At 62.4% G+C, this 20,992-nt stretch carries 10 protein-coding genes, 1 rRNA gene and 4 CRISPR repeat arrays; of the genes, 10 read left to right on the top strand and 1 reads right to left on the bottom strand.

Going from position 1 to position 20,992, the window contains the following annotated elements:
• From rrf to cas2e, 10 genes are all read left to right on the top strand, one after another.
• Window positions 1–102 (top strand): 5S ribosomal RNA (gene rrf / locus D2E24_RS09925); the annotation flags it as partial.
• A 357-nt stretch (window positions 103–459) separates the two neighbouring features.
• Entirely contained in the window at window positions 460–684 is a 225-nt protein-coding gene (locus tag D2E24_RS09920) for a hypothetical protein (RefSeq protein ID WP_125969169.1), read from the top strand.
• Window positions 685–3,846 (top strand): CRISPR-associated helicase Cas3', encoded by a 3,162-nt coding sequence (gene cas3, locus D2E24_RS09915; RefSeq protein ID WP_125969168.1) that lies wholly within the window; start codon window positions 685–687, stop codon window positions 3,844–3,846.
• Window positions 3,836–5,497, top strand: coding sequence for a type I-E CRISPR-associated protein Cse1/CasA (gene casA, locus D2E24_RS09910; protein WP_125969167.1), 1,662 nt, complete (start codon window positions 3,836–3,838; stop codon window positions 5,495–5,497). Before cas3 ends, casA begins: the two co-directional genes overlap by 11 nt.
• Before the next feature lie 5 nt (window positions 5,498–5,502).
• Complete coding sequence (gene casB, locus D2E24_RS09905; protein WP_125969166.1) at window positions 5,503–6,186, top strand: type I-E CRISPR-associated protein Cse2/CasB; 684 nt, start codon at window positions 5,503–5,505, stop codon at window positions 6,184–6,186.
• A gap of 72 nt (window positions 6,187–6,258) precedes the next feature.
• Entirely contained in the window at window positions 6,259–7,452 is a 1,194-nt protein-coding gene (gene cas7e / locus D2E24_RS09900; RefSeq protein WP_125969165.1) for a type I-E CRISPR-associated protein Cas7/Cse4/CasC, read from the top strand.
• Between the two features lie 4 nt (window positions 7,453–7,456).
• A complete protein-coding gene (gene cas5e, locus D2E24_RS09895; protein WP_125969164.1) occupies window positions 7,457–8,263 on the top strand; it encodes a type I-E CRISPR-associated protein Cas5/CasD in 807 nt (268 codons plus the stop codon).
• A 1-nt stretch (window position 8,264) separates the two neighbouring features.
• Window positions 8,265–8,960, top strand: coding sequence for a type I-E CRISPR-associated protein Cas6/Cse3/CasE (cas6e, locus tag D2E24_RS09890; RefSeq protein ID WP_125969163.1), 696 nt, complete (start codon window positions 8,265–8,267; stop codon window positions 8,958–8,960).
• Window positions 8,960–10,159, top strand: a complete 1,200-nt coding sequence (gene cas1e, locus D2E24_RS09885) for a type I-E CRISPR-associated endonuclease Cas1e (protein WP_241222964.1) — start codon at window positions 8,960–8,962, stop codon at window positions 10,157–10,159. Before cas6e ends, cas1e begins: the two co-directional genes overlap by 1 nt.
• Window positions 10,160–10,181: 22 nt before the next feature.
• Entirely contained in the window at window positions 10,182–10,532 is a 351-nt protein-coding gene (cas2e, locus tag D2E24_RS09880) for a type I-E CRISPR-associated endoribonuclease Cas2e (RefSeq protein WP_125969162.1), read from the top strand.
• A gap of 116 nt (window positions 10,533–10,648) precedes the next feature.
• Window positions 10,649–15,681: direct repeats of the CRISPR family, unit length 29 nt; unit sequence ATCTTCCCCGCGCAAGCGGGGGTGAACCG.
• Window positions 15,682–15,775: 94 nt separating this feature from the next.
• Window positions 15,776–17,271: a CRISPR direct-repeat array (repeat unit 29 nt; unit sequence ATCTTCCCCGCGCAAGCGGGGGTGAACCG).
• A gap of 93 nt (window positions 17,272–17,364) precedes the next feature.
• Window positions 17,365–17,638: a CRISPR direct-repeat array (repeat unit 29 nt; unit sequence ATCTTCCCCGCGCAAGCGGGGGTGAACCG).
• 95 nt (window positions 17,639–17,733) lie between these two features.
• Window positions 17,734–20,634: direct repeats of the CRISPR family, unit length 29 nt; unit sequence ATCTTCCCCGCGCAAGCGGGGGTGAACCG.
• A gap of 124 nt (window positions 20,635–20,758) precedes the next feature.
• Here the strand turns inward: cas2e and D2E24_RS10485 are convergent.
• On the bottom strand, window positions 20,759–20,992 hold a 234-nt coding region (locus tag D2E24_RS10485), incomplete at its 5' end, for a hypothetical protein (protein WP_206430968.1).

Below are 20,992 nucleotides of genomic sequence, written 5' to 3'. Positions count from 1 at the left end.
CCAGGTGAGACGCCCGGTCCCTTTCCGAACCCGGAAGCTAAGGCCTGGCACGGCGATGGTACTGCACTCGATAGGGTGTGGGAGAGTAGCACACCGCCGCATCACACATCGAATCCCCGGTAGAGCCCAGCTCCCGGGGATTACTCGTATCCGGACATATCCCGATGGGGCAGAGGGATACATGCCATATATACGGGAATAATGTTCTCTGACATTCAGAAGGTCTTCCTATGATTCTGGACAGCAGTCTGATTGGTGCTTTCGAACGTAGGAATGGTACTCTTGGACAGTTCCCGGCACCAGCCGGGGTGATCCTCCTAATTAGTACAGGTGGGTGTCTTCCCTGCATTTGCGGGGGTTGCATTCATTTCTTGTGATATATTTACCTGTAAGCCTAAATAGTATAGATGAAAACCTCTAACCATTATAAGAATTAGCTGTTCTCAAGGAGGAATGATCATGACAGGAGCACGACAAAAACCGCTTGTCATTCCTCGGATGGAGCAGGAGTATTTGGTTTCCAACGCCGGTCTGACTCCGGTGACCGCGCGTCGCGCCATTGAGACCCTTGTCGAGCGTGGAGTCCTTGAGACGATTACAGGAGGGCGACGGAACACCGTGTGGGCGCACCGGGGGATTCTGACGACATTGGACGAATACGCCGAACAGTTGCGGAGGGTGTGAATGGAACGCCATTTTCAGCCGGGTCGGCCGGCATTATCCCGACAGGCGTTGTCCATATGGGCGAAAAGCGTCTACCAGAACCCGCAGGACAATCGTTATCTACAACTCTGGCAGCATATGGAAGACACTTACGAGATAGCTCTTCGAGTGTGGGATGATTTCATTCCCGATGACATCATCAGGCTCCTAGTCGACGACATCGGCGACAGGGACTCCGCTAGGACGTTATACGGCTTCATCGCGGCGAGCCACGACGTAGGCAAGACATCGCCCGCGTTCGAAGTGCAGGTCCCTGCATTCGCCGACAAAGTACGTGCGGCACGATTGTCCATCAACCCTTCCATCGCCCATGACGAGCTACGCCGTCAATACCGCCACGAACTCGTCGGATGCTGGGCGATGGAGGACTGGCTGGCGGCACAGGGGCTGCAAACCGGAACCGGTACGCTGGCGCACGGCGTGGCCGGCATCATCGCCGGTCATCACGGCACGTCACTGACCGCGGAAAAACAGCGCAAACGCAACCATTACCGGTATGAGGAGTTCGCCGGAGGACAAGAATGGGAGACGGTACGGTTCGAATTGCTGGATTGGATCGCCGGAACCACCTCTGCCATATCGACTCTCACAGCATTGGAAGGGCGACCGTTGCGACGTCGTAGCCAAATCCTGTTGACGGCATTGGTCATCATCGCCGACTGGATAGCAAGCGACAGCCGGCTGTTCCCGCTCAACGAATCCGAAACGGACGACTATGGATTCAACCCGGCGAAGCGTGCGGCACGGGCATGGCGAATGCTGTCGCTTCCCAAGCCTTGGACGGCCATGGAGACAACGCAATCCGCCGACGAATTGTTCTCGAGCCAGTTCGACATTCCCGGCGCGAAACTTCGCCCGGTACAGCGTGAAGCCGTACGTATGGCTCAGGAAACCGCCGAACCGGGACTGATGATCATCGAGGCGAACATGGGCGAAGGAAAAACCGAAGCGGCACTGCTGGCCGCGGAGATCCTCTCCGCCCGATTCCATTGCGGCGGCGTCTATTACGCGCTGCCCACACAGGCGACGGTCAACGCCATGTTCACCCGCATCCTCGACTGGATCGCTCATCTTCCCGCATCGGAACGTTGCGCCATGGCATCACTGTTCCTCGCCCACGGCAAAAGGGAGCTGAACGATTCCTATGAAGATCTGCGCGAACGCTGGTTCGACGAAGGCCACGGCATCGATGACGGATTATACGAGGGACAATCCATCGGATTCGTGGACATGGACGATTGCGAAGGCGAGACGGACGGACCGCGACGTCATCGGAGTTCCCACGCCATGCAGGCCGTGGTCAACTCATGGCTGACCGGTCGCAAACGCGGCAATCTATCCAATTTCGTGGTCGGCACCATCGACCAGGTACTCATGGCGGGACTTCGATCCAAACACGTCGTGCTGCGCCACATGGCGCTCGCCGGCAAAGTGGTGATTCTGGACGAAATCCATTCGAACACCGCGTACATGAACGTCTACATGGAAACGGTGCTGGCATGGTTGGGCGCGTACGGCGTGCCCGTGATCATGCTCAGCGCGACGTTGCCGCAATCCAGACGGCAGGCGTTCCTGGAATCCTATCGCAGAGGAGCCGAAGCCGCCGATTCCGTGGAAAGAATGCCCGGAGTGTCCGCGTCCGTCGAAACCATACCGCAGTCCGTCACGTTGTCCCGTCTCAAGGCGAGAAGGGTACGACGGAACGATTGCAAGACCGACACGGCCATGGAACGGCGGCATGATTCATCCGGCCGGGGCCGTCATGCCGCCGGCACAGCATTGGACCTGCGCTATCCGCTGATTTCTCTGGCGACTGCGAAAGGGGCCCGGACGTCGAACCCGGAACCTTCGGGACGTGCCTTGGACGTCGAGATCTCCCTGATGGGTGACGACGACGAAGCACTCGTCTCCCTGCTTCGGGAGAATCTCCGCGACGGGGGATGCGCCGTCGTCATCCGCGACACCGTGGATCGCGCCCAGCATACGTATGATGTGCTGTCACGGCATATGGATATGGATGTCACCTTGGCCCATTCCCGATTCTTGGCCTTCGATCGGGCGCAGCGTGATCGGTCGCTGATCGAGCGTTACGGCAAACATGGCGTGACGGAACGACGGACGGGAATCGTCGTCGCCACGCAGGTCGTGGAGCAATCGTTGGACGTCGACTTCGACCTGATGGTCACCGATATCGCGCCGATCGACCTGATACTGCAACGAGCCGGACGACTTCACCGGCACAACAGAGGAGCGGAGGAGAACGAACGCCCGCGAAGCCTGCGACAAGCCCGAATGATCGTCACCGGCGTCGAAGCATGTTCCGACGGCAAGCCTCCGGAATTCGCCAAAGGATTGGAAAGCGTCTACCAGCGCTATCTGCTGATGCGGTCCCTGGCCGTGCTGCACCCGTCAGCGGACGCCTCTCTACATGTGAGAATGCCCGACGATATTCCGCGACTGGTGCAGACCGTATACGGCGACGTCGAGGTCTGCCCCCGAACATGGGTTGACGGCGGTCACGGGGAGTCGGAGGCGAGAGCGGCCATGCTCTCCGCCATCGCGAACAGCGAGGACGCCGCCCGAAGCCTGCGCATCTTTAACCCGCAATCATCCAAAAGCCCGTTCGCCCTCGACGGGTGGCTGTATGTGAATGTTCCCGACCCCGATACCCCGGGATGCTCGCAGGAGCGTCTGGTGTCCGCGGGTGTAAGGGAAGGCGACGACTGCGTGGAGGTGATCGTGCTCCAACAGGATACGCAGGGGAACCTTCAACTGCCCACATGGGGAGACTTCTCCTCGTCCGATCCGCTGCCTACGGGAATCGGGGTGCCGGACAAGCGGCAGGTGCGCGACATCCTGTCCTGCACGATATCCCTCGGCGGGTCCAGCCTGAAATACTGCGACATCGACGCGTTCATCGAAACCCTTGAACGGGAAGCACCGGAGCAATGGCATGTCTATATGGATCAGAACCGCAATCTGGACGGTCAACTGCTCGTCGTACTCGACGAGCAGGGCGACGCCCGATACACAATACACCGATCAGAGAAGAAGGGTGGGATAATGAAGACGCTGCATTTCCACTATTCAAAGACGAGGGGGTGGACCACGGATGTCGAATGATGCAGTCTCGTTCAATCTGATGGACAGGCCTTGGATACCAGTCACCATGCTTGCCGACGGCAGTCATCGGGAACTGTCGATCATGGAGACGCTCGCGTCATCCAACCGGATCCGATCCATCGACGGGGACATTCCGCTGCAACGATTCGCTTTGAGTCGCATGCTCATCTCGATGCTCTACTCGATTTTCGGAGACGACCTGAGCATGGAGGAATGGCGGACGCTGTTCGACCACGGCGTCGCCGATCCCGAGATCATGGACATGATCCGCGACTACTGCGATGAGTGGCGCTCCCGCTTCGACCTTTTCGACGACACGGCGCCGTTCTACCAAACCGCCGGACTGCACACCGAAAAACATGAGACATCAGGCTTGGAACGTCTGATTCTGGACGTTCCGAACGGTGAACGGTTCTTCACCACCCGTTCGGGATCGGGTTTGCGGTCCATGCGCGCGGCCGAAGCCGCACGGTGGCTGGTGACCACGCAGGCCTATGACGCGTCGGGCATCAAATCGGGGGCCGTGGGAGACCCGAGGGTCAAAGGAGGCAAAGGATACCCCATCGGAGTGGCCTGGACCGGACATATCGGCGGATATCTGGTCGAAGGAGCGAACCTCTGGCAGACGCTCATGCTGAACTACGTCAGCAGGAACGTGTTCGAACTGGGCGAGGATCCGCAATGGAACGATGACGTACCCGCATGGGAACGTGAACCGTCAACGCCGCAGACGGTCGACAACCTTGATCAGCCGGTGGAACGAACCGGAGACACGTCCTTCTTCCACGGGCCGGCGACGCTGATGACCTGGCAGTCCAGAAGAATCCTGCTGGCACATCACGATGAGACGGTGACCGGCGTCCTGATCTGCAACGGTGACCGTATCAAACCGCAGAACGCCCACCATCATGAGATGATGACCGGATGGCGTCGCAGCGACAGTCAGGAAAAGGCCCTGAAACGGCCGCTGGTGTACATGCCTCGCAAACACGATCCCTCACGCGCGCTCTGGCGAGGCCTCCCTTCGCTGACCAGAGGGGAGGAAGCCACTGCCGGCGACACCACCATCCGCCCGTACACGCTGAAATGGCTGGATCAGGTCTGCGAACGAAGAACGCTGCCGGTACGGCTCCATGCGTTCGGTTTGGTATACGGCAACAACGACGCGGTCATCGACGCCTCCATCGACGACATCCTCGACCTCGACCTCGCCGTCATCACCTCACGCGATCCCGATCTCGGACAACTGCTGAAAGACGCAGTCAACGCGGCCGACGCCGGCATCGCGGCGTTAGGCAACCTGGCCGCGAACATCGCCCTCTGCGAAGGTGTACCGACGGACTCTCCGCGCAGGCAAGCCGAAGAATCAGGCTACTCGGCCTTCGACGAAGCGTTCCGCCGATGGGTCCGAACAATCGGCCCGGACAGCGATCTCGCCGGACTGCGCCGCGACTGGAACCACCAGGCGAAAAGACTGCTGCTGAAACTCGGGTCGCAGCTGATGGCGCACGCCTCGCCGCGCGCCATCGTCGGACGAACGGTCACCGACGGGAAGGACAAGACCAAGAGCACATACTACGACGCCGCGCTCGTCGATATCTGGTTCAGAAGCCGACTCAACACCATCTTCGACACACAGGAAAGGGACTAGACTCCATGGAACAAGCCGCCACCAAACCGGAGCGCGACTACCCGCCGAAACTCACGGCATTCGGCAAGTGGGTGAGCGCCCAAGCCCGCCGTCTTACGATGGGAGGATCCGACGAATCCGGAATCATGCGCACCGGATACCTGCGCAACGACCCGTATTCCGTCGCCGCCATCGCCAGACTCCGCCACGCCGTCGGACACGACATCGGCGACGATCCCGAAACATTCGCGTGGACGCTGCCGCCAACGGACGACCCGGACATCTCCGGCAACGCCAGCCGCCATATCGACGAACCATCCCCGCAGGAACGCGCGGCACACGCGGCCCTCACACTGTTCGCCGCACACCAGCAGTCCATCCGCGAATCATCGATGCACACCGACGACAACGTCTCACTGGGACGGGCCGTAGGACGGATGGCATACGGCAATTTCAACGAGAACGGCATCAGAGCCATGTTCGGCAGAATCCAGACGGCAAGCAGCTGGAAGGAGCTTCTCCGACACGCCCGCGGCCTGATCGGACTGCTGAAACGCGAACGCATCGCCTTGAACTACGGATTGCTGGCACAGGACCTGATGGCATTACGATCCGACCGGACCCGGGCCAACATGGTACGGATCCGTTGGGGGCGGGACTTCCAACGCGCCTACCGTCATGAGCAGACAGGAGAACCGCACATGGAATAGGCGCCCGCGCAGCAAACCAGCAACGAATCATATAAGACACATCATCACCGTTCGTAACCAAAGGAAGACATCATGTCGGATGCAAACAGCAAGAAGCGCACCATCATCGAAATCCACGCATTGGAAACCATCGCGGCGGGCAACCTGAACCGGGACGACACCGGCACCCCCAAAACCGTGGAATACGGAGGCTTCACACGTGCGCGCGTCTCCAGCCAGGCATGGAAGCGCCCCACCCGTGAGATCTTCAAGGACCTGTTGGACCCGCGCGATCTGGGCGTACGCACCAAACGCGTCGTGGAAGTGCTGAGGAACCGCATCCTGGCCCGTGATCCGGAAACGGACGAGGCGCTCGCCTGCAAGGTCGCGGAAAGCATACTGCATGACGGCGCCGGCATCAAACTCGATAAGCCGCGCGCCAAGAAGAAGGATGCCGATGCCGGTGACGGCGATGAACTGATGCAGTCCAAGTATCTGCTGTTCCTCGGCAACAGGCAGTACGATCTGCTGGCGGACATCGCCATGGATGCGCTGGCGCAGACCGATCCGATCAAAGCGGTGAAGGCGGAGAAGAAGCGGATCAAGCAGATCGTGACGGATGACCGATCCGTGGATGTCGCGCTGTTCGGCCGTATGGTCGCCGACGACACCGACCTCAACGTGGACGCGACGGCTCAGGTCGCCCATGCCATCAGCGTGCAGGCGGTGAATGCGGAATCGGACTTCTTCACCGCGGTCGATGACGTCAAGCAGGACAGCGACGACGAAGGCGACGCCGGTGCGGCCATGATGGGCCATATCGAGTTCAACGCCGCCACCTACTATCGCTACGCCAACGTGGACGCAGACAGGCTGAACGAGACGCTGGGGGATTCCAGCGCCACGGCGAAGGCCGTGGCCGCATTCGTACGGGCGTTTCTCACCAGCATGCCGCAAGGCAAGATCAGCACCTTCGCCCATGGCACGCTGCCCGATCTGGTCGTGGTGAACGTGCGTGACACGCAGGCCGTGAACCTCGTCGGGGCGTTCGAACGCCCCGTGGAACCCGACTATGTGCGCCACGCCACGGAAGCGTTGGTACGGCGTCAGAAGGAACTGGACGAAGCATACGACATCACGCCGGTGCACACCTGGGTGGTGCGGATCGGAGACGACACCGCGGCCGCCGAAGGACCCGAAGGATTGGTCGACGAACGCTCCACGATGCGCCGGATGCTCGAAGGACTGGAATCCACGGTAGCCGAACGACTGTCCTGCCAGGAGTGACGCTATGCCGGTATTGCTGATGCGATTGGCCGCCCCCATGCAATCATGGGGCGCCGGCAGCCGTTTCACCAGAAGGGACACGGAGATGATGCCGACGAAAAGCGGCGTGATCGGCATGCTCGCCGCCGCGATGGGCATGGGACGGGACCAGTCTCTGGAACGATTCTCCGGATTGCGGTTCGGCGTGCGCGTGGACCAGCCCGGAACCCTGATGTCGGATTTCCATACGGCCGAAGACCTCAAACATAAGCCGTCGACCGGTCGCGGCAAGAACATGCTGCCGTTGTCGATCCGATACTACCTTCAGGACGCCGTGTTCCTCGCCGGACTCGAAAGCCCGGATGTGCAGGAGCTCGAACGATACCGGTCCGCCCTGCGGTCCCCGTATTATCCGATCTTCCTGGGACGCCGATCCTGCCCTCCGGACGGGCCGATACGGACCTGGATATCCCCGGAACCATTGGAGGAGGCTCTACAGCATGCGCCATGGTGCGCCTCGGACTGGTACCAGAGGAAGGCGGTGGCCGGCTCGGTGAGCTTCCCGGAACAGTGCTTCGCCGAGATCATGGTCGAACCGGCAGCCGACGGGACGCAGCGCACGTTCACGGACACCATCGCCGACGAGCCGACGAGCTTCGATCCGCGCGACAGACGTTGGCGTCCGCGGAGCGTCACACGACTGCCGGACGTTCGGATGGCCGATGCCCCGGATCGGATCTCGTCTGCGCCGTTATTCGAGGACGATGCGATCTTCGATACGGTTGCAGCGGCCGCTGAACCCGCCGAAGTCGCTGGAACGGAGGAGCTCTGACATGACGCAGTTCACAAGAGTGCGGGTGAACCCCCGACGCCGCCACGCACGTCATGCACTGGCGTCCCTGGAGCGTCTGCACGCCATCATCGCCAGATCGGTGGAATCGGGTCGTGCCGGAACCCAGCGCCCATTATGGAGATTGGACAAGGCCCGCGGCGGTGCCACTCTGCAGCTCTACATCGTGTCCGAGACGACACCCGATCCGACCGTACTCAGAACCGAACTCGACGCCGGTGCGGAAGACATCGCATCATGCGCCTACGAGCCGTTCCTGAATCGGCTGAACATCGGCCAGGAATGGGCGTTCCGGCTCAAGGCGAACCCCACGAAATCCCTGAAGAACCCCGACGGGATGGGACGAGGGGCGCGCGTAGGCATCTGGAATGCGGAAGAACAACTGGAATGGCTGGACCGCAGAACATGCGAGTACGGTTTCCACCTGACCATCAACCGGTTGGAAGTGCCCGAAGTGGCCGTAAGGGAAGCCGGAAAAGTCGAGTTCCTCCGAAAAGGATCCATCGTCACGCTCTCTTCCGCCGTATACGACGGAATCCTCGCGATCGACGATCCCGAACTCGTGCGTGGAGCGCTGCTGAACGGCATCGGACGAGCCAAAGGATACGGTTTCGGCCTGCTGACCCTGGCGACGCTGCAAAGCGTCCAGCATTCACGACCCCAAGGAGAGGACAGCTGATGGGCGGCTATACGGGAGTCAGACCTCCCTCGCTGCCGGCGCTGGTCCGCGTGCAGGATCGCATGACCTTTCTCTACGCGGAACATTGCGTGGTCAACCGTGCGGACAATGCCGTGACCATCACCGACGCGCGCGGCACCGTGCATGTACCGGCCGCCGCCCTCAGCGTACTGATGCTGGGACCAGGCAGCAACATCACCTATGCGGCGATATGCCTATTGGCCGAATCCCGCTCGACCTGCATCTGGGTGGGAGAAAGAGGCGTACGATACTACTGCCATGGACTGGCGCTCGCCCAATCCACGCGCCTGCTCGAAGCGCAGGCGAAACTGGTATCGTCCGAGCGTACACGGGTCAAGGTGGCCCGGCGCATGTACGCGATGCGTTTCCCGGGAGAATCGACGGACGGGCTCACCATGCAGCAGCTGCTCGGCAAGGAGGGGACCCGCGTGCGTCACGCCTACGAGCGGGAATCCCGGAGAACTGGCGTGCCATGGACCGGCCGAACGTACAAGATCACGGATTTCGACGAAGCCGATGCGGTAAACCGTGCGCTGTCCGCCGCCAACACCGCGTTATACGGTGTGGTGCACGCAGTGATCGTCGCGTTGGGATGCTCGCCGGGACTGGGATTCGTGCACGCCCGTAACGAACGAAGCTTCGTCTACGACATCGCGGACCTCTACAAAGTCGACATCACCATTCCGCTGGCGTTCGATCTGGCAAGTCAGCAGATCGAAGACGTGTCCTCAGCGGCACGGCGCGCCGTTCGAGACCGCATGAAGGACGGAAGATTCCTGGAACGCTGCGTAAAGGACATCCGATCGCTGCTGTTGTCCGCTGATGAAGTGGAGTCTGAACCCGGAATCCAGGACATCACCACGCAGCTGTGGTCCGGAGCCTCCGGCTATCGACAGGCCGGACGCAACTACGCGCAGGATCCGATTGCCACCGGAATCCTTCCGGCTGAGACCTGCGACGCAAATGTTCCGTACCTGACGGCGGATGGGAACAACGACGACGCCTTCTATGATGACACCTACGACGCTGCGTACGATGCTGCCTACGATACTGAGCGTTGGAGTCAGCCGGACGTCGCCGCGGAATCGACGCCGGCTGATCCTGATATCACGACGGATGAAAGCCGGACGGAGCATGAATCCGACCGGTTCGACGAGGAGATGACGGGATGGGAATGAACGTCGATAGGAAGGCAGTCTGATGATCGTCGTAGTCCTGACGGTATCTCCTCCGAAACTGCGAGGCCATCTGACGAGATGGTTGTTCGAGATATCCCCGGGAGTTTACGTGGGGAAGGTCTCGGCACGAGTACGGGAATTGCTGTGGGAGCAGATCCTGGACAATCTCGGCAGCGGACGAGCCGTCATGGTGTATCCCTCGGACAATGAGCAGGGAATGCAGTTCAGAGTACACGGACAGGAATGGCAGCCTGTCGATTACGATGGATTGCAGCTGATCATGCGACCGAACACCAATCAGAAACAACGGAGCAACGAAAGGCGTAAGACCGGATGGAGCAAGGCCTCCCGCTATCGAAAATACGGGCGTTGAACCTTCCGAAGGATTCGACGGTGCCGGCTATGCGATCTGAGGAAGCGCGCATATCCACTGTCCGAATCCAATTTTTCAGCGCGCTGGACCGGGACTTTTCCGCATAAGATGAGACTATCTTCCCCGCGCAAGCGGGGGTGAACCAAGTTGCGACACGCCGACGAGCGGCATTGACAGATCTTCCCCGCGCAAGCGGGGGTGAACCTGATGCGTTCACCCATATTCGGGCGTGAAAAAAATCTTCCCCGCGCAAGCGGGGGTGAACCGACTGCGCTTTCGACCTACCTCGGACTCCGCCGATCTTCCCCGCGCAAGCGGGGGTGAACCGCGGAAACCACACCATCGACCGACCCCACGGCGATCTTCCCCGCGCAAGCGGGGGTGAACCGTGTCCAAGACCGAGCTCGCCGGCCGCGTGGGCATCTTCCCCGCGCAAGCGGGGGTGAACCTGCCATGATTGAAAGTTCATACAAGCGCTTGGGATCTTCCCCGCGCAAGCGGGGGTGAACCGACCAGTTCAAAGGCCGGCGGATACACGGGCGGATCTTCCCCGCGCAAGCGGGGGTGAACCGATCCTCGAGGAGGGACAGGCCACCGGCGACATATCTTCCCCGCGCAAGCGGGGGTGAACCGGCGCGCAGGGCCCCCTGAGGTCGGTCGTGCAGATCTTCCCCGCGCAAGCGGGGGTGAACCGCAGACAGGGTGCCGACGGTCTCCTCCAGGCTCATCTTCCCCGCGCAAGCGGGGGTGAACCGTGGATGAGTTCGGGGAAGAACGCCTCGGCCGCATCTTCCCCGCGCAAGCGGGGGTGAACCGTCCAGCATGCGCCCGTCGGCCCTGACGCGTCCATCTTCCCCGCGCAAGCGGGGGTGAACCGGCGGTGGTACCGCCCGATTACGTCACGTTACAATCTTCCCCGCGCAAGCGGGGGTGAACCGGCATATCCGGTATTATATATTTTTAATGATTTATCTTCCCCGCGCAAGCGGGGGTGAACCGCGAAACCATTATGCGTGCGTTTGAAAAAACATATCTTCCCCGCGCAAGCGGGGGTGAACCGCGTTCGTAATCGAAATGATTTCGTCGTCACCGATCTTCCCCGCGCAAGCGGGGGTGAACCGCGCACATTTAAAATCTGTAGCGTGTTTGATACATCTTCCCCGCGCAAGCGGGGGTGAACCGGCAGACTGTAGATCAGTGATATTAGCGTTCGGATCTTCCCCGCGCAAGCGGGGGTGAACCGCGTTGGGATAATCCGCTGAGGGCGTTTTTTGGATCTTCCCCGCGCAAGCGGGGGTGAACCGGCCCAGCCCTTGGGGGCGAGGCCTTGCCTGCAATCTTCCCCGCGCAAGCGGGGGTGAACCGACATAGACCTTGCTCGTGAAGTCCTGCCGTCGATCTTCCCCGCGCAAGCGGGGGTGAACCGAAGCGCGAAGCGTTGACTAGGTCCACGACGGAATCTTCCCCGCGCAAGCGGGGGTGAACCGAAAACACAGACATTAGCCGGGCGCATGTCGGCATCTTCCCCGCGCAAGCGGGGGTGAACCGAAAACACAGACATTAGCCGGGCGCATGTCGGCATCTTCCCCGCGCAAGCGGGGGTGAACCGCCTCTCAGCGCGCGGACGTATGTGGATGATGAATCTTCCCCGCGCAAGCGGGGGTGAACCGGTGATTCGATTCTGAAAATATAAGGTGTAAAAATCTTCCCCGCGCAAGCGGGGGTGAACCGCTAGCGAAATCGCAAAAAGAATTATCCGCGATATCTTCCCCGCGCAAGCGGGGGTGAACCGACCCGAAGAGCCTTTCGGCCGAGAGGCACGCGATCTTCCCCGCGCAAGCGGGGGTGAACCGCCCTTGAGCTGGCGGCGATTGAAGAGGTGGCCATCTTCCCCGCGCAAGCGGGGGTGAACCGTCGGTGAGCTTGGGCAGCAGCCGGATGGCCGCATCTTCCCCGCGCAAGCGGGGGTGAACCGTCGAGTCCGCCCTGGTGTTCGATGCTGATGGTATCTTCCCCGCGCAAGCGGGGGTGAACCGTAGTAGCCCGGGTACTGTGGCACGGCGGTGAGATCTTCCCCGCGCAAGCGGGGGTGAACCGACCACGCTCGACGAGGCCGGGCACGTCCGCTCATCTTCCCCGCGCAAGCGGGGGTGAACCGGGAGCGGGGAACCCAAGCACAAGCGCGACATGATCTTCCCCGCGCAAGCGGGGGTGAACCGGACATGGCCCAATGAGCGGGCCGGCACCCGCCATCTTCCCCGCGCAAGCGGGGGTGAACCGGGAGCGGGGAACCCAAGCACAAGCGCGACATGATCTTCCCCGCGCAAGCGGGGGTGAACCGGCGGGGGAATCCACGGCGGGACCGGCGGTCAGATCTTCCCCGCGCAAGCGGGGGTGAACCGGTTCGGCGGCACGGTGCTGGAGGGCGTGGCCAATCTTCCCCGCGCAAGCGGGGGTGAACCGCCGCTCCGACGGCGGTCCCGGATGATGCTGATATCTTCCCCGCGCAAGCGGGGGTGAACCGACCAGGGCCGATGAACAGGCACAGGCGCAAACATCTTCCCCGCGCAAGCGGGGGTGAACCGGACGGACGCTCACTCTCCACGCTGCCGGCCACATCTTCCCCGCGCAAGCGGGGGTGAACCGGCCGAAGAAAAGGCCCAGAAAGAGCACTGGGCATCTTCCCCGCGCAAGCGGGGGTGAACCGGACATCATCGGCAAACTGTCGGAGATGGCCGGATCTTCCCCGCGCAAGCGGGGGTGAACCGCTGCGCCACTTGGAGCAGCCTGCCTTGGACCAATCTTCCCCGCGCAAGCGGGGGTGAACCGGCGATGTTAGTTGGTGCCAGCTCAACAGTCGCATCTTCCCCGCGCAAGCGGGGGTGAACCGGTCGGTGAAACCAAGCTCAGACTCACCGCGAGATCTTCCCCGCGCAAGCGGGGGTGAACCGCTCTTGCGCTCCTCGCTCGGCAGCGGGGCCGGATCTTCCCCGCGCAAGCGGGGGTGAACCGCGCTGCGACAGCTTGTCTCCCCTGAACGTGACATCTTCCCCGCGCAAGCGGGGGTGAACCGCCGTCAACCGCGAGCTCGGCCTCCTCCTCGGTATCTTCCCCGCGCAAGCGGGGGTGAACCGGCGTCCCGCAGGTCGTGATCGTAGGACGCGGCATCTTCCCCGCGCAAGCGGGGGTGAACCGGCGGCGGCGCAGGTCGGACAGGAGAAGCACGCATCTTCCCCGCGCAAGCGGGGGTGAACCGTCCCTCATCCGTGTCCAAAGTCCACACTTCGCATCTTCCCCGCGCAAGCGGGGGTGAACCTCAAGGTCTACATCGACGGCGTGGACAGCACGGATCTTCCCCGCGCAAGCGGGGGTGAACCGCCTTGGAATTACTGGCTTTTAGACTAATCGCGATCTTCCCCGCGCAAGCGGGGGTGAACCGTAATCGTAGCGGTGTGAATGTTCCTATTGATAATCTTCCCCGCGCAAGCGGGGGTGAACCGAAATGCTAGGAAATCGCGTGCTAACAAAAACGATCTTCCCCGCGCAAGCGGGGGTGAACCGTGCCTGAATTTGGTTATTCGTGGCATGATAATATCTTCCCCGCGCAAGCGGGGGTGAACCGCGGCGCGTGAGGCAATGGTATTTACGTGCCGCATCTTCCCCGCGCAAGCGGGGGTGAACCTTCGTCGTCGGTTTCGTCGTCGTTATCATCGTCATCTTCCCCGCGCAAGCGGGGGTGAACCGAAGACGACGATTAATGACGGTAAGACTATTAAATCTTCCCCGCGCAAGCGGGGGTGAACCGGCCGACGCCTGCCGCCACGGAGCCGCCGACCCATCTTCCCCGCGCAAGCGGGGGTGAACCGCTCGCCGTCATGCGATCGAGCACATCGACTTTATCTTCCCCGCGCAAGCGGGGGTGAACCGATGAGGGCCGATCGCAAGAAGGCGAAAGCGGAATCTTCCCCGCGCAAGCGGGGGTGAACCGGTCGCGCGGATCTCGGCGGCGTTGGGCCAGCCATCTTCCCCGCGCAAGCGGGGGTGAACCGACATGCCGTCTCCCCCGCTGATGAGTTCAGTCATCTTCCCCGCGCAAGCGGGGGTGAACCGGACGTGTAGAGGGCGAGCAGGTCGGCGCCGGTATCTTCCCCGCTCAAGCGGGGGTGAACCGACGATCGTTGACGACATACCGGTTGTAGTCGTATCTTCCCCGCGCAAGCGGGGGTGAACCGATTCGGCAGATTAACGCGCGTAATTCTGCCTCATCTTCCCCGCGCAAGCGGGGGTGAACCGTTCCTCACCCGTTTCCGTGCGATAGGTAATCGATCTTCCCTGCGCAAGCGGGGGTGAACCGATTCTTTTTTCAGCGTATTAAGATACCGCCTAATCTTCCCCGCGCAAGCGGGGGTGAACCGCGGGATCCGTGGCGCACGACTACGTCCCGCCGATCTTCCCCGCGCAAGCGGGGGTGAACCGGCTTCGAGGACTACTGCACGGAACGGTCCGAAATCTTCCCCGCGCAAGCGGGGGTGAACCGAGGAATGCCTGCTGCAAGTCATCCTCGCTTTCATCTTCCCCGCGCAAGCGGGGGTGAACCGAACCGCAGGTCGACAAAATCGTTGAAAAATCAATCTTCCCCGCGCAAGCGGGGGTGAACCGCCGAAGCTGTTAGGCCAGCTGACGGACGAGACATCTTCCCCGCGCAAGCGGGGGTGAACCGCTCACCCGCATCGGCAACATCGTCACCGTAACATCTTCCCCGCGCAAGCGGGGGTGAACCGACCCGTAAACGGATCCTTGAGCGTGACCATCAATCTTCCCCGCGCAAGCGGGGGTGAACCAGGCGGCGCGCACCGAGTCAAGACTCGCCGCCGAATCTTCCCCGCGCAAGCGGGGGTGAACCGGACCGCCACCGTCGACGATCCGGCACGACTGTATCTTCCCCGCGCAAGCGGGGGGTGAACCGACCTCGACATGATCATGCGCCATCATCCCGCAATCTTCCCCGCGCAAGCGGGGGTGAACCGTCCAGCACGCGCCCGTCGGCCCTGACTCGTCCATCTTCCCCGCGCAAGCGGGGGTGAACCGGGACCGCCGGATTCCCACATGGTCAGGGCCTCATCTTCCCCGCGCAAGCGGGGGTGAACCGTCGCCGGCGCGGGGCCTCGCCTCGATCCGGACATCTTCCCCCGCGCAAGCGGGGGGTGAACCGCAGACCCTGGAGATCACCGACCTCGGCACGGGATCTTCCCCGCGCAAGCGGGGGTGAACCGTGTCCGACAATCGCATACGGAACATTGCTTGTATCTTCCCCGCGCAAGCGGGGGTGAACCGACATACGGCGCGAAACGACTCGTAATCGACGAATCTTCCCCGCGCAAGCGGGGGTGAACCGATATCCTAGAAGCCCCACGCCTTTCGCTAGGGATCTTCCCCGCGCAAGCGGGGGTGAACCGGACTCGCCCACAAGTTCGCATACTTCGCCGTCATCTTCCCCGCGCAAGCGGGGGTGAACCGCCGACGCCCTGGCTGACCTTGACGACGGCGAAATCTTCCCCGCGCAAGCGGGGGTGAACCGTCTTGTGATGCGCACATATCGGGCGACACCATATCTTCCCCGCGCAAGCGGGGGTGAACCGGGGCGCGACATCAGCCGCATGGTCAGCAGCTAATCTTCCCCGCGCAAGCGGGGGTGAACCGGCGCGGGCCTGTCCCATCGCGTTGCGCATCGTATCTTCCCCGCGCAAGCGGGGGTGAACCGTCGTCGGTGTGGTCTACGCCGTCGACGAACACATCTTCCCCGCGCAAGCGGGGGTGAACCGGAGGTGACCATTTTGGCTCAGGGCTACGTGAAATCTTCCCCGCGCAAGCGGGGGTGAACCGAACCCCGACGGTGGGTGACGTTGACACCCCTTATCTTCCCCGCGCAAGCGGGGGGTGAACCGGGTCCGGGGCGCGTGGAGCGCATGCTGGCGGAATCTTCCCCGCGCAAGCGGGGGTGAACCGATCGGGCACGCCGCGCGCTGTCTGGACATGTCATCTTCCCCGCGCAAGCGGGGGTGAACCGTAGTTTCCTCCGGCCAGCACCTCCGAACAGTGATCTTCCCCGCGCAAGCGGGGGTGAACCGGTCGACCTCCTCGAAGTCGCCGTCACCGGACTCATCTTCCCCGCGCAAGCGGGGGTGAACCGCTGATGGCGGGTCCGAAGGCCGTGAAGAAGCGATCTTCCCCGCGCAAGCGGGGGTGAACCTGCGTGACCTGCGCGATGTAGTAGGACGGTGCGATCTTCCCCGCGCAAGCGGGGGTGAACCGGCGCAGCGGACCAAGGACATCAAGAACGCGGTATCTTCCCCGCGCAAGCGGGGGTGAACCGATCATGTCCGACCTTTTGCCGGACGGGTGGTCATCTTCCCCGCGCAAGCGGGGGTGAACCGTCCGCGCTCGTGGACGCCTCGGACACGTTCAAATCTTCCCTGCGCAAGCGGGGGTGAACCGCGTGCGACGACTCAGCTCGGTCTTCGGCTCGAATCTTCCCCGCGCAAGCGGGGGTGAACCGAGTTCTATTCCACCGTCGATAGGTGGCATGATATCTTCCCCGCGCAAGCGGGGGTGAACCGTAGATGAATTGCCACTTGCGTTTCAACCAATCATCTTCCCCGCGCAAGCGGGGGTGAACCGGCGCCTACGATCCGGCAAGCGGCCTCATCCTCATCTTCCCTGCGCAAGCGGGGGTGAACCGCTCACACTATTGGCCCTGAGAACGCGCTCGGGATCTTCCCTGCGCAAGCGGGGGGTGAACCTGCTGTTGCATCAGCAGAGTGCCGTCGGGCGTCATCTTCCCCGCGCAAGCGGGGGTGAACCGGAGACCGGGTTGAAGGACAACGAACTCCAGAAATCTTCCCCGCGCAAGCGGGGGTGAACCAAGCCCGTCAAGGCGACGCCGAAGCCCGTGGCCATCTTCCCCGCGCAAGCGGGGGTGAACCGGTGCACATCGAATGGCTGGACGATAAGGCCCCATCTTCCCCGCGCAAGCGGGGGTGAACCGATAAAACGCTCTCAGTGTCGGTTTTTGTTGAGATCTTCCCCGCGCAAGCGGGGGTGAACCGCACAGATTATCCGACTCACCGACGCGGCCGAAATCTTCCCCGCGCAAGCGGGGGGGGGGAACCGGCCTCGCCCCGCTCGACACCACCGACCCGACGATCTTCCCCGCGCAAGCGGGGGTGAACCGGTCTGGAAGTCGATCTTGCCCTTGGAGACCATATCTTCCCCGCGCAAGCGGGGGTGAACCGTCGAACAGGTAGCCCGCGCCGGGGTGGTGCTCATCTTCCCCGCGCAAGCGGGGGTGAACCGGCGCAGGAGGCCCGGCTGGTCGCGCGCGGCAGATCTTCCCCGCGCAAGCGGGGGTGAACCGACGACCGGCTGTGTCGATGCTGACGTACTGGGATCTTCCCCGAGCAAGCGGGGGTGAACCGGATGCATGTTTACCCGTCCGGAGGCACGTCCGATCTTCCCCGCGCAAGCGGGGGTGAACCGATCGTGCAGACGAACGCGCGGCTGCTGGCCCTATCTTCCCCGCGCAAGCGGGGGTGAACCGGCGCGGGTCGAGGAGCTGCTGCACCGGATCGAATCTTCCCCGCGCAAGCGGGGGTGAACCGTGCGCGCGCGAGCTGCGCGTGCCATGGAACCAATCTTCCCCGCGCAAGCGGGGGTGAACCGGACTGCAGTGAGGTGACGATCGGATTGTTGCTATCTTCCCCGCGCAAGCGGGGGTGAACCTGCCGCGCGTTTCTTTGGCGTGTCGGTTGAGACATCTTCCCCGCGCAAGCGGGGGTGAACCGACGATGGTCTCGGGTGTGAGGCGTTTGTCGATATCTTCCCCGCGCAAGCGGGGGTGAACCGGGTTGCGGATGGAGCTTCGACGTCTCCACCGAATCTTCCCCGCGCAAGCGGGGGTGAACCGGCGATCCGCGCCGGCTGGGCGGCCAAGGCCAAATCTTCCCCGCGCAAGCGGGGGTGAACCGCCGGCCGACTGGCTCTTCCCCGGCGACGTCGAATCTTCCCCGCGCAAGCGGGGGTGAACCGTCGTCAGGGAACCGGCTCCTCGGCCGACTCCCATCTTCCCCGCGCAAGCGGGGGTGAACCGGTTGCAATTGCTGAGATCTGTGATGATCCAGAATCTTCCCCGCGCAAGCGGGGGTGAACCGTAGTCGGGGACCGTCACCTTGAAACGGTCGTAATCTTCCCCGCGCAAGCGGGGGTGAACCTGGACCGACGAGAGCGCGCCGGCTGGCACCATCATCTTCCCCGCGCAAGCGGGGGTGAACCGGCCGTGCTCGTGCTCGACTGGGAGTCTCAGGGATCTTCCCCGCGCAAGCGGGGGTGAACCGCAGCTCATCATCGACCGGACCAACGGCACGGAATCTTCCCCGCGCAAGCGGGGGTGAACCGGAGTCGATGACGAAGTCGGCGTCATCATCGTCATCTTCCCGCGCAAGCGGGGGTGAACCGCGAAGAAACGCGCCGGCAACTGACGTGCCGCCATCTTCCCCGCGCAAGCGGGGGTGAACCGCAATTATAGATTTTTTCGCGTGTCGATATAGCATCTTCCCCGCGCAAGCGGGGGTGAACCGGTCATACCGAAGCTCACGGATGCCTGCGTGCCATCTTCCCCGCGCAAGCGGGGGGTGAACCGCGTGCGGCGATGCTGCCGACCCAATGCAGTCCATCTTCCCCGCGCAAGCGGGGGTGAACCGTTTAGACGCGCGCCGTTTGGTGCGTAATTGTGATCTTCCCCGCGCAAGCGGGGGTGAACCGTGTTGTAGTGATTCTTTACAACACTTAAGCGTATCTTCCCCGCGCAAGCGGGGGTGAACCGTGTTGTAGTGATTCTTTACAACACTTAAGCGTATCTTCCCCGCGCAAGCGGGGGTGAACCGGCGTGCGACATCCACGGCTCGTCATCCGGGACATCTTCCCCGCGCAAGCGGGGGTGAACCGAGGATGGTGTGGACCTGCGGTGTGGGTGCGCCATCTTCCCCGCGCAAGCGGGGGTGAACCTCAGTCACCTCGATGATGCGCCGGAACGGGCAGATCTTCCCCGCGCAAGCGGGGGGTGAACCGTCGGCGGCGCTGTCCATGATATCGACGTCGCGATCTTCCCCGCGCAAGCGGGGGTGAACCGGTAGGTGAATATGGTCGCTCAGGTAGTTACCCATCTTCCCCGCGCAAGCGGGGGTGAACCGCTCGCCCAGCCTATCCAGGACGACGTCACCATATCTTCCCCGCGCAAGCGGGGGGTGAACCGGATTCGACGGTGCCTACCGGCTTCCCGACAACATCTTCCCCGCGCAAGCGGGGGTGAACCGCGCGAGGAGGACATGCTCGAGGACTGGGCCACATCTTCCCCGCGCAAGCGGGGGTGAACCGGGTCCGGGGCGCGTGGATCGCGAGCTGCTGTAATCTTCCCCGCGCAAGCGGGGGTGAACCGGAGGTCGATCGTGAGCGTCCAGACGAGTCGAGATCTTCCCCGCGCAAGCGGGGGTTAACCGACTTCGGCATGCTCGTCGTCGGCGGCGACCGAATCTTCCCCGCGCAAGCGGGGGTGAACCGCAGCGCGACCTCGCCGGCATCATCCTTAGCCAATCTTCCCCGCGCATGCGGGGATGAACCGTTCGCCATCACCCTCGACGACTCGAACCACGCATCTTCCCCGCGCAAGCGGGGGTGAACCGGCATGGTCCGTCAGCCGTTCGGACAGATCGGCATCTTCCCCGCGCAAGCGGGGGGTGAACCGACCCGCAAATGGGCCAGCAAGCCCGTCGCGAAATCTTCCCCGCGCAAGCGGGGGTGAACCGGAACTTCGCGTCGAAACGGATGATGTTATAGCATCTTCCCCGCGCAAGCGGGGGTGAACCGACCAGAGCCGAAGGCGTGTACGACGTCTATCAATCTTCCCCGCGCAAGCGGGGGTGAACCTGCGGGACTTGCTGCCCTGATACGGGATCCCATATCTTCCCCGCGCAAGCGGGGGGTGAACCGTACTCCACGGACATGCCGGTCTCGGGGAGGGCATCTTCCCCGCGTAAGTGGGGGTGAACCGAGCGGCGTCTGGGAGGCCACCCGCACACCGCAATCTTCCCCGCGTAAGCGGGAGGAACAGGTTGTCGGCCGGGTACACTAACCATCCAGGACCGGCGGTCCGGCTCCAAGACTGGCCATGACCGTCACGCGACACAAATCGGACGGATCTTCCTCACGTTTGGATCTTTCGGGACCCTCATCGTCGTCATGATCTTCCCTACGTAAGCAGGAAGCTCTCCAACGAGATTAATGGCTCTTCGCATTTTGGTGTGTAAGGGCCGTGCGGTTTGATTCGGTGTGTGATTGAAAAAATGAATGAAACCGCGCGGCTTGGTATTGAGTCTAGCGCGTTCGACGGCCGGGTCCTGCTCGGCCTG

This window comes from Bifidobacterium samirii (assembly GCF_003952945.1).
Taxonomy (GTDB): Bacteria; Actinomycetota; Actinomycetes; order Actinomycetales; family Bifidobacteriaceae; genus Bifidobacterium; species Bifidobacterium samirii.
This window is presented reverse-complemented; position numbering and strand designations above follow the sequence as displayed.

Coding starts and splice junctions, on each gene's coding strand:
- D2E24_RS09920 (WP_125969169.1), top strand. CDS start 460: ATGACAGGAGCACGACAAAAACCGCTTGTCATTCCTCGGATGGAGCAG.
- cas5e (WP_125969164.1), top strand. CDS start 7,457: ATGCCGGTATTGCTGATGCGATTGGCCGCCCCCATGCAATCATGGGGC.
- cas1e (WP_241222964.1), top strand. CDS start 8,960: ATGGGCGGCTATACGGGAGTCAGACCTCCCTCGCTGCCGGCGCTGGTC.
- casA (WP_125969167.1), top strand. CDS start 3,836: ATGTCGAATGATGCAGTCTCGTTCAATCTGATGGACAGGCCTTGGATA.
- cas7e (WP_125969165.1), top strand. CDS start 6,259: ATGTCGGATGCAAACAGCAAGAAGCGCACCATCATCGAAATCCACGCA.
- cas3 (WP_125969168.1), top strand. CDS start 685: ATGGAACGCCATTTTCAGCCGGGTCGGCCGGCATTATCCCGACAGGCG.
- casB (WP_125969166.1), top strand. CDS start 5,503: ATGGAACAAGCCGCCACCAAACCGGAGCGCGACTACCCGCCGAAACTC.
- cas2e (WP_125969162.1), top strand. CDS start 10,182: ATGATCGTCGTAGTCCTGACGGTATCTCCTCCGAAACTGCGAGGCCAT.
- cas6e (WP_125969163.1), top strand. CDS start 8,265: ATGACGCAGTTCACAAGAGTGCGGGTGAACCCCCGACGCCGCCACGCA.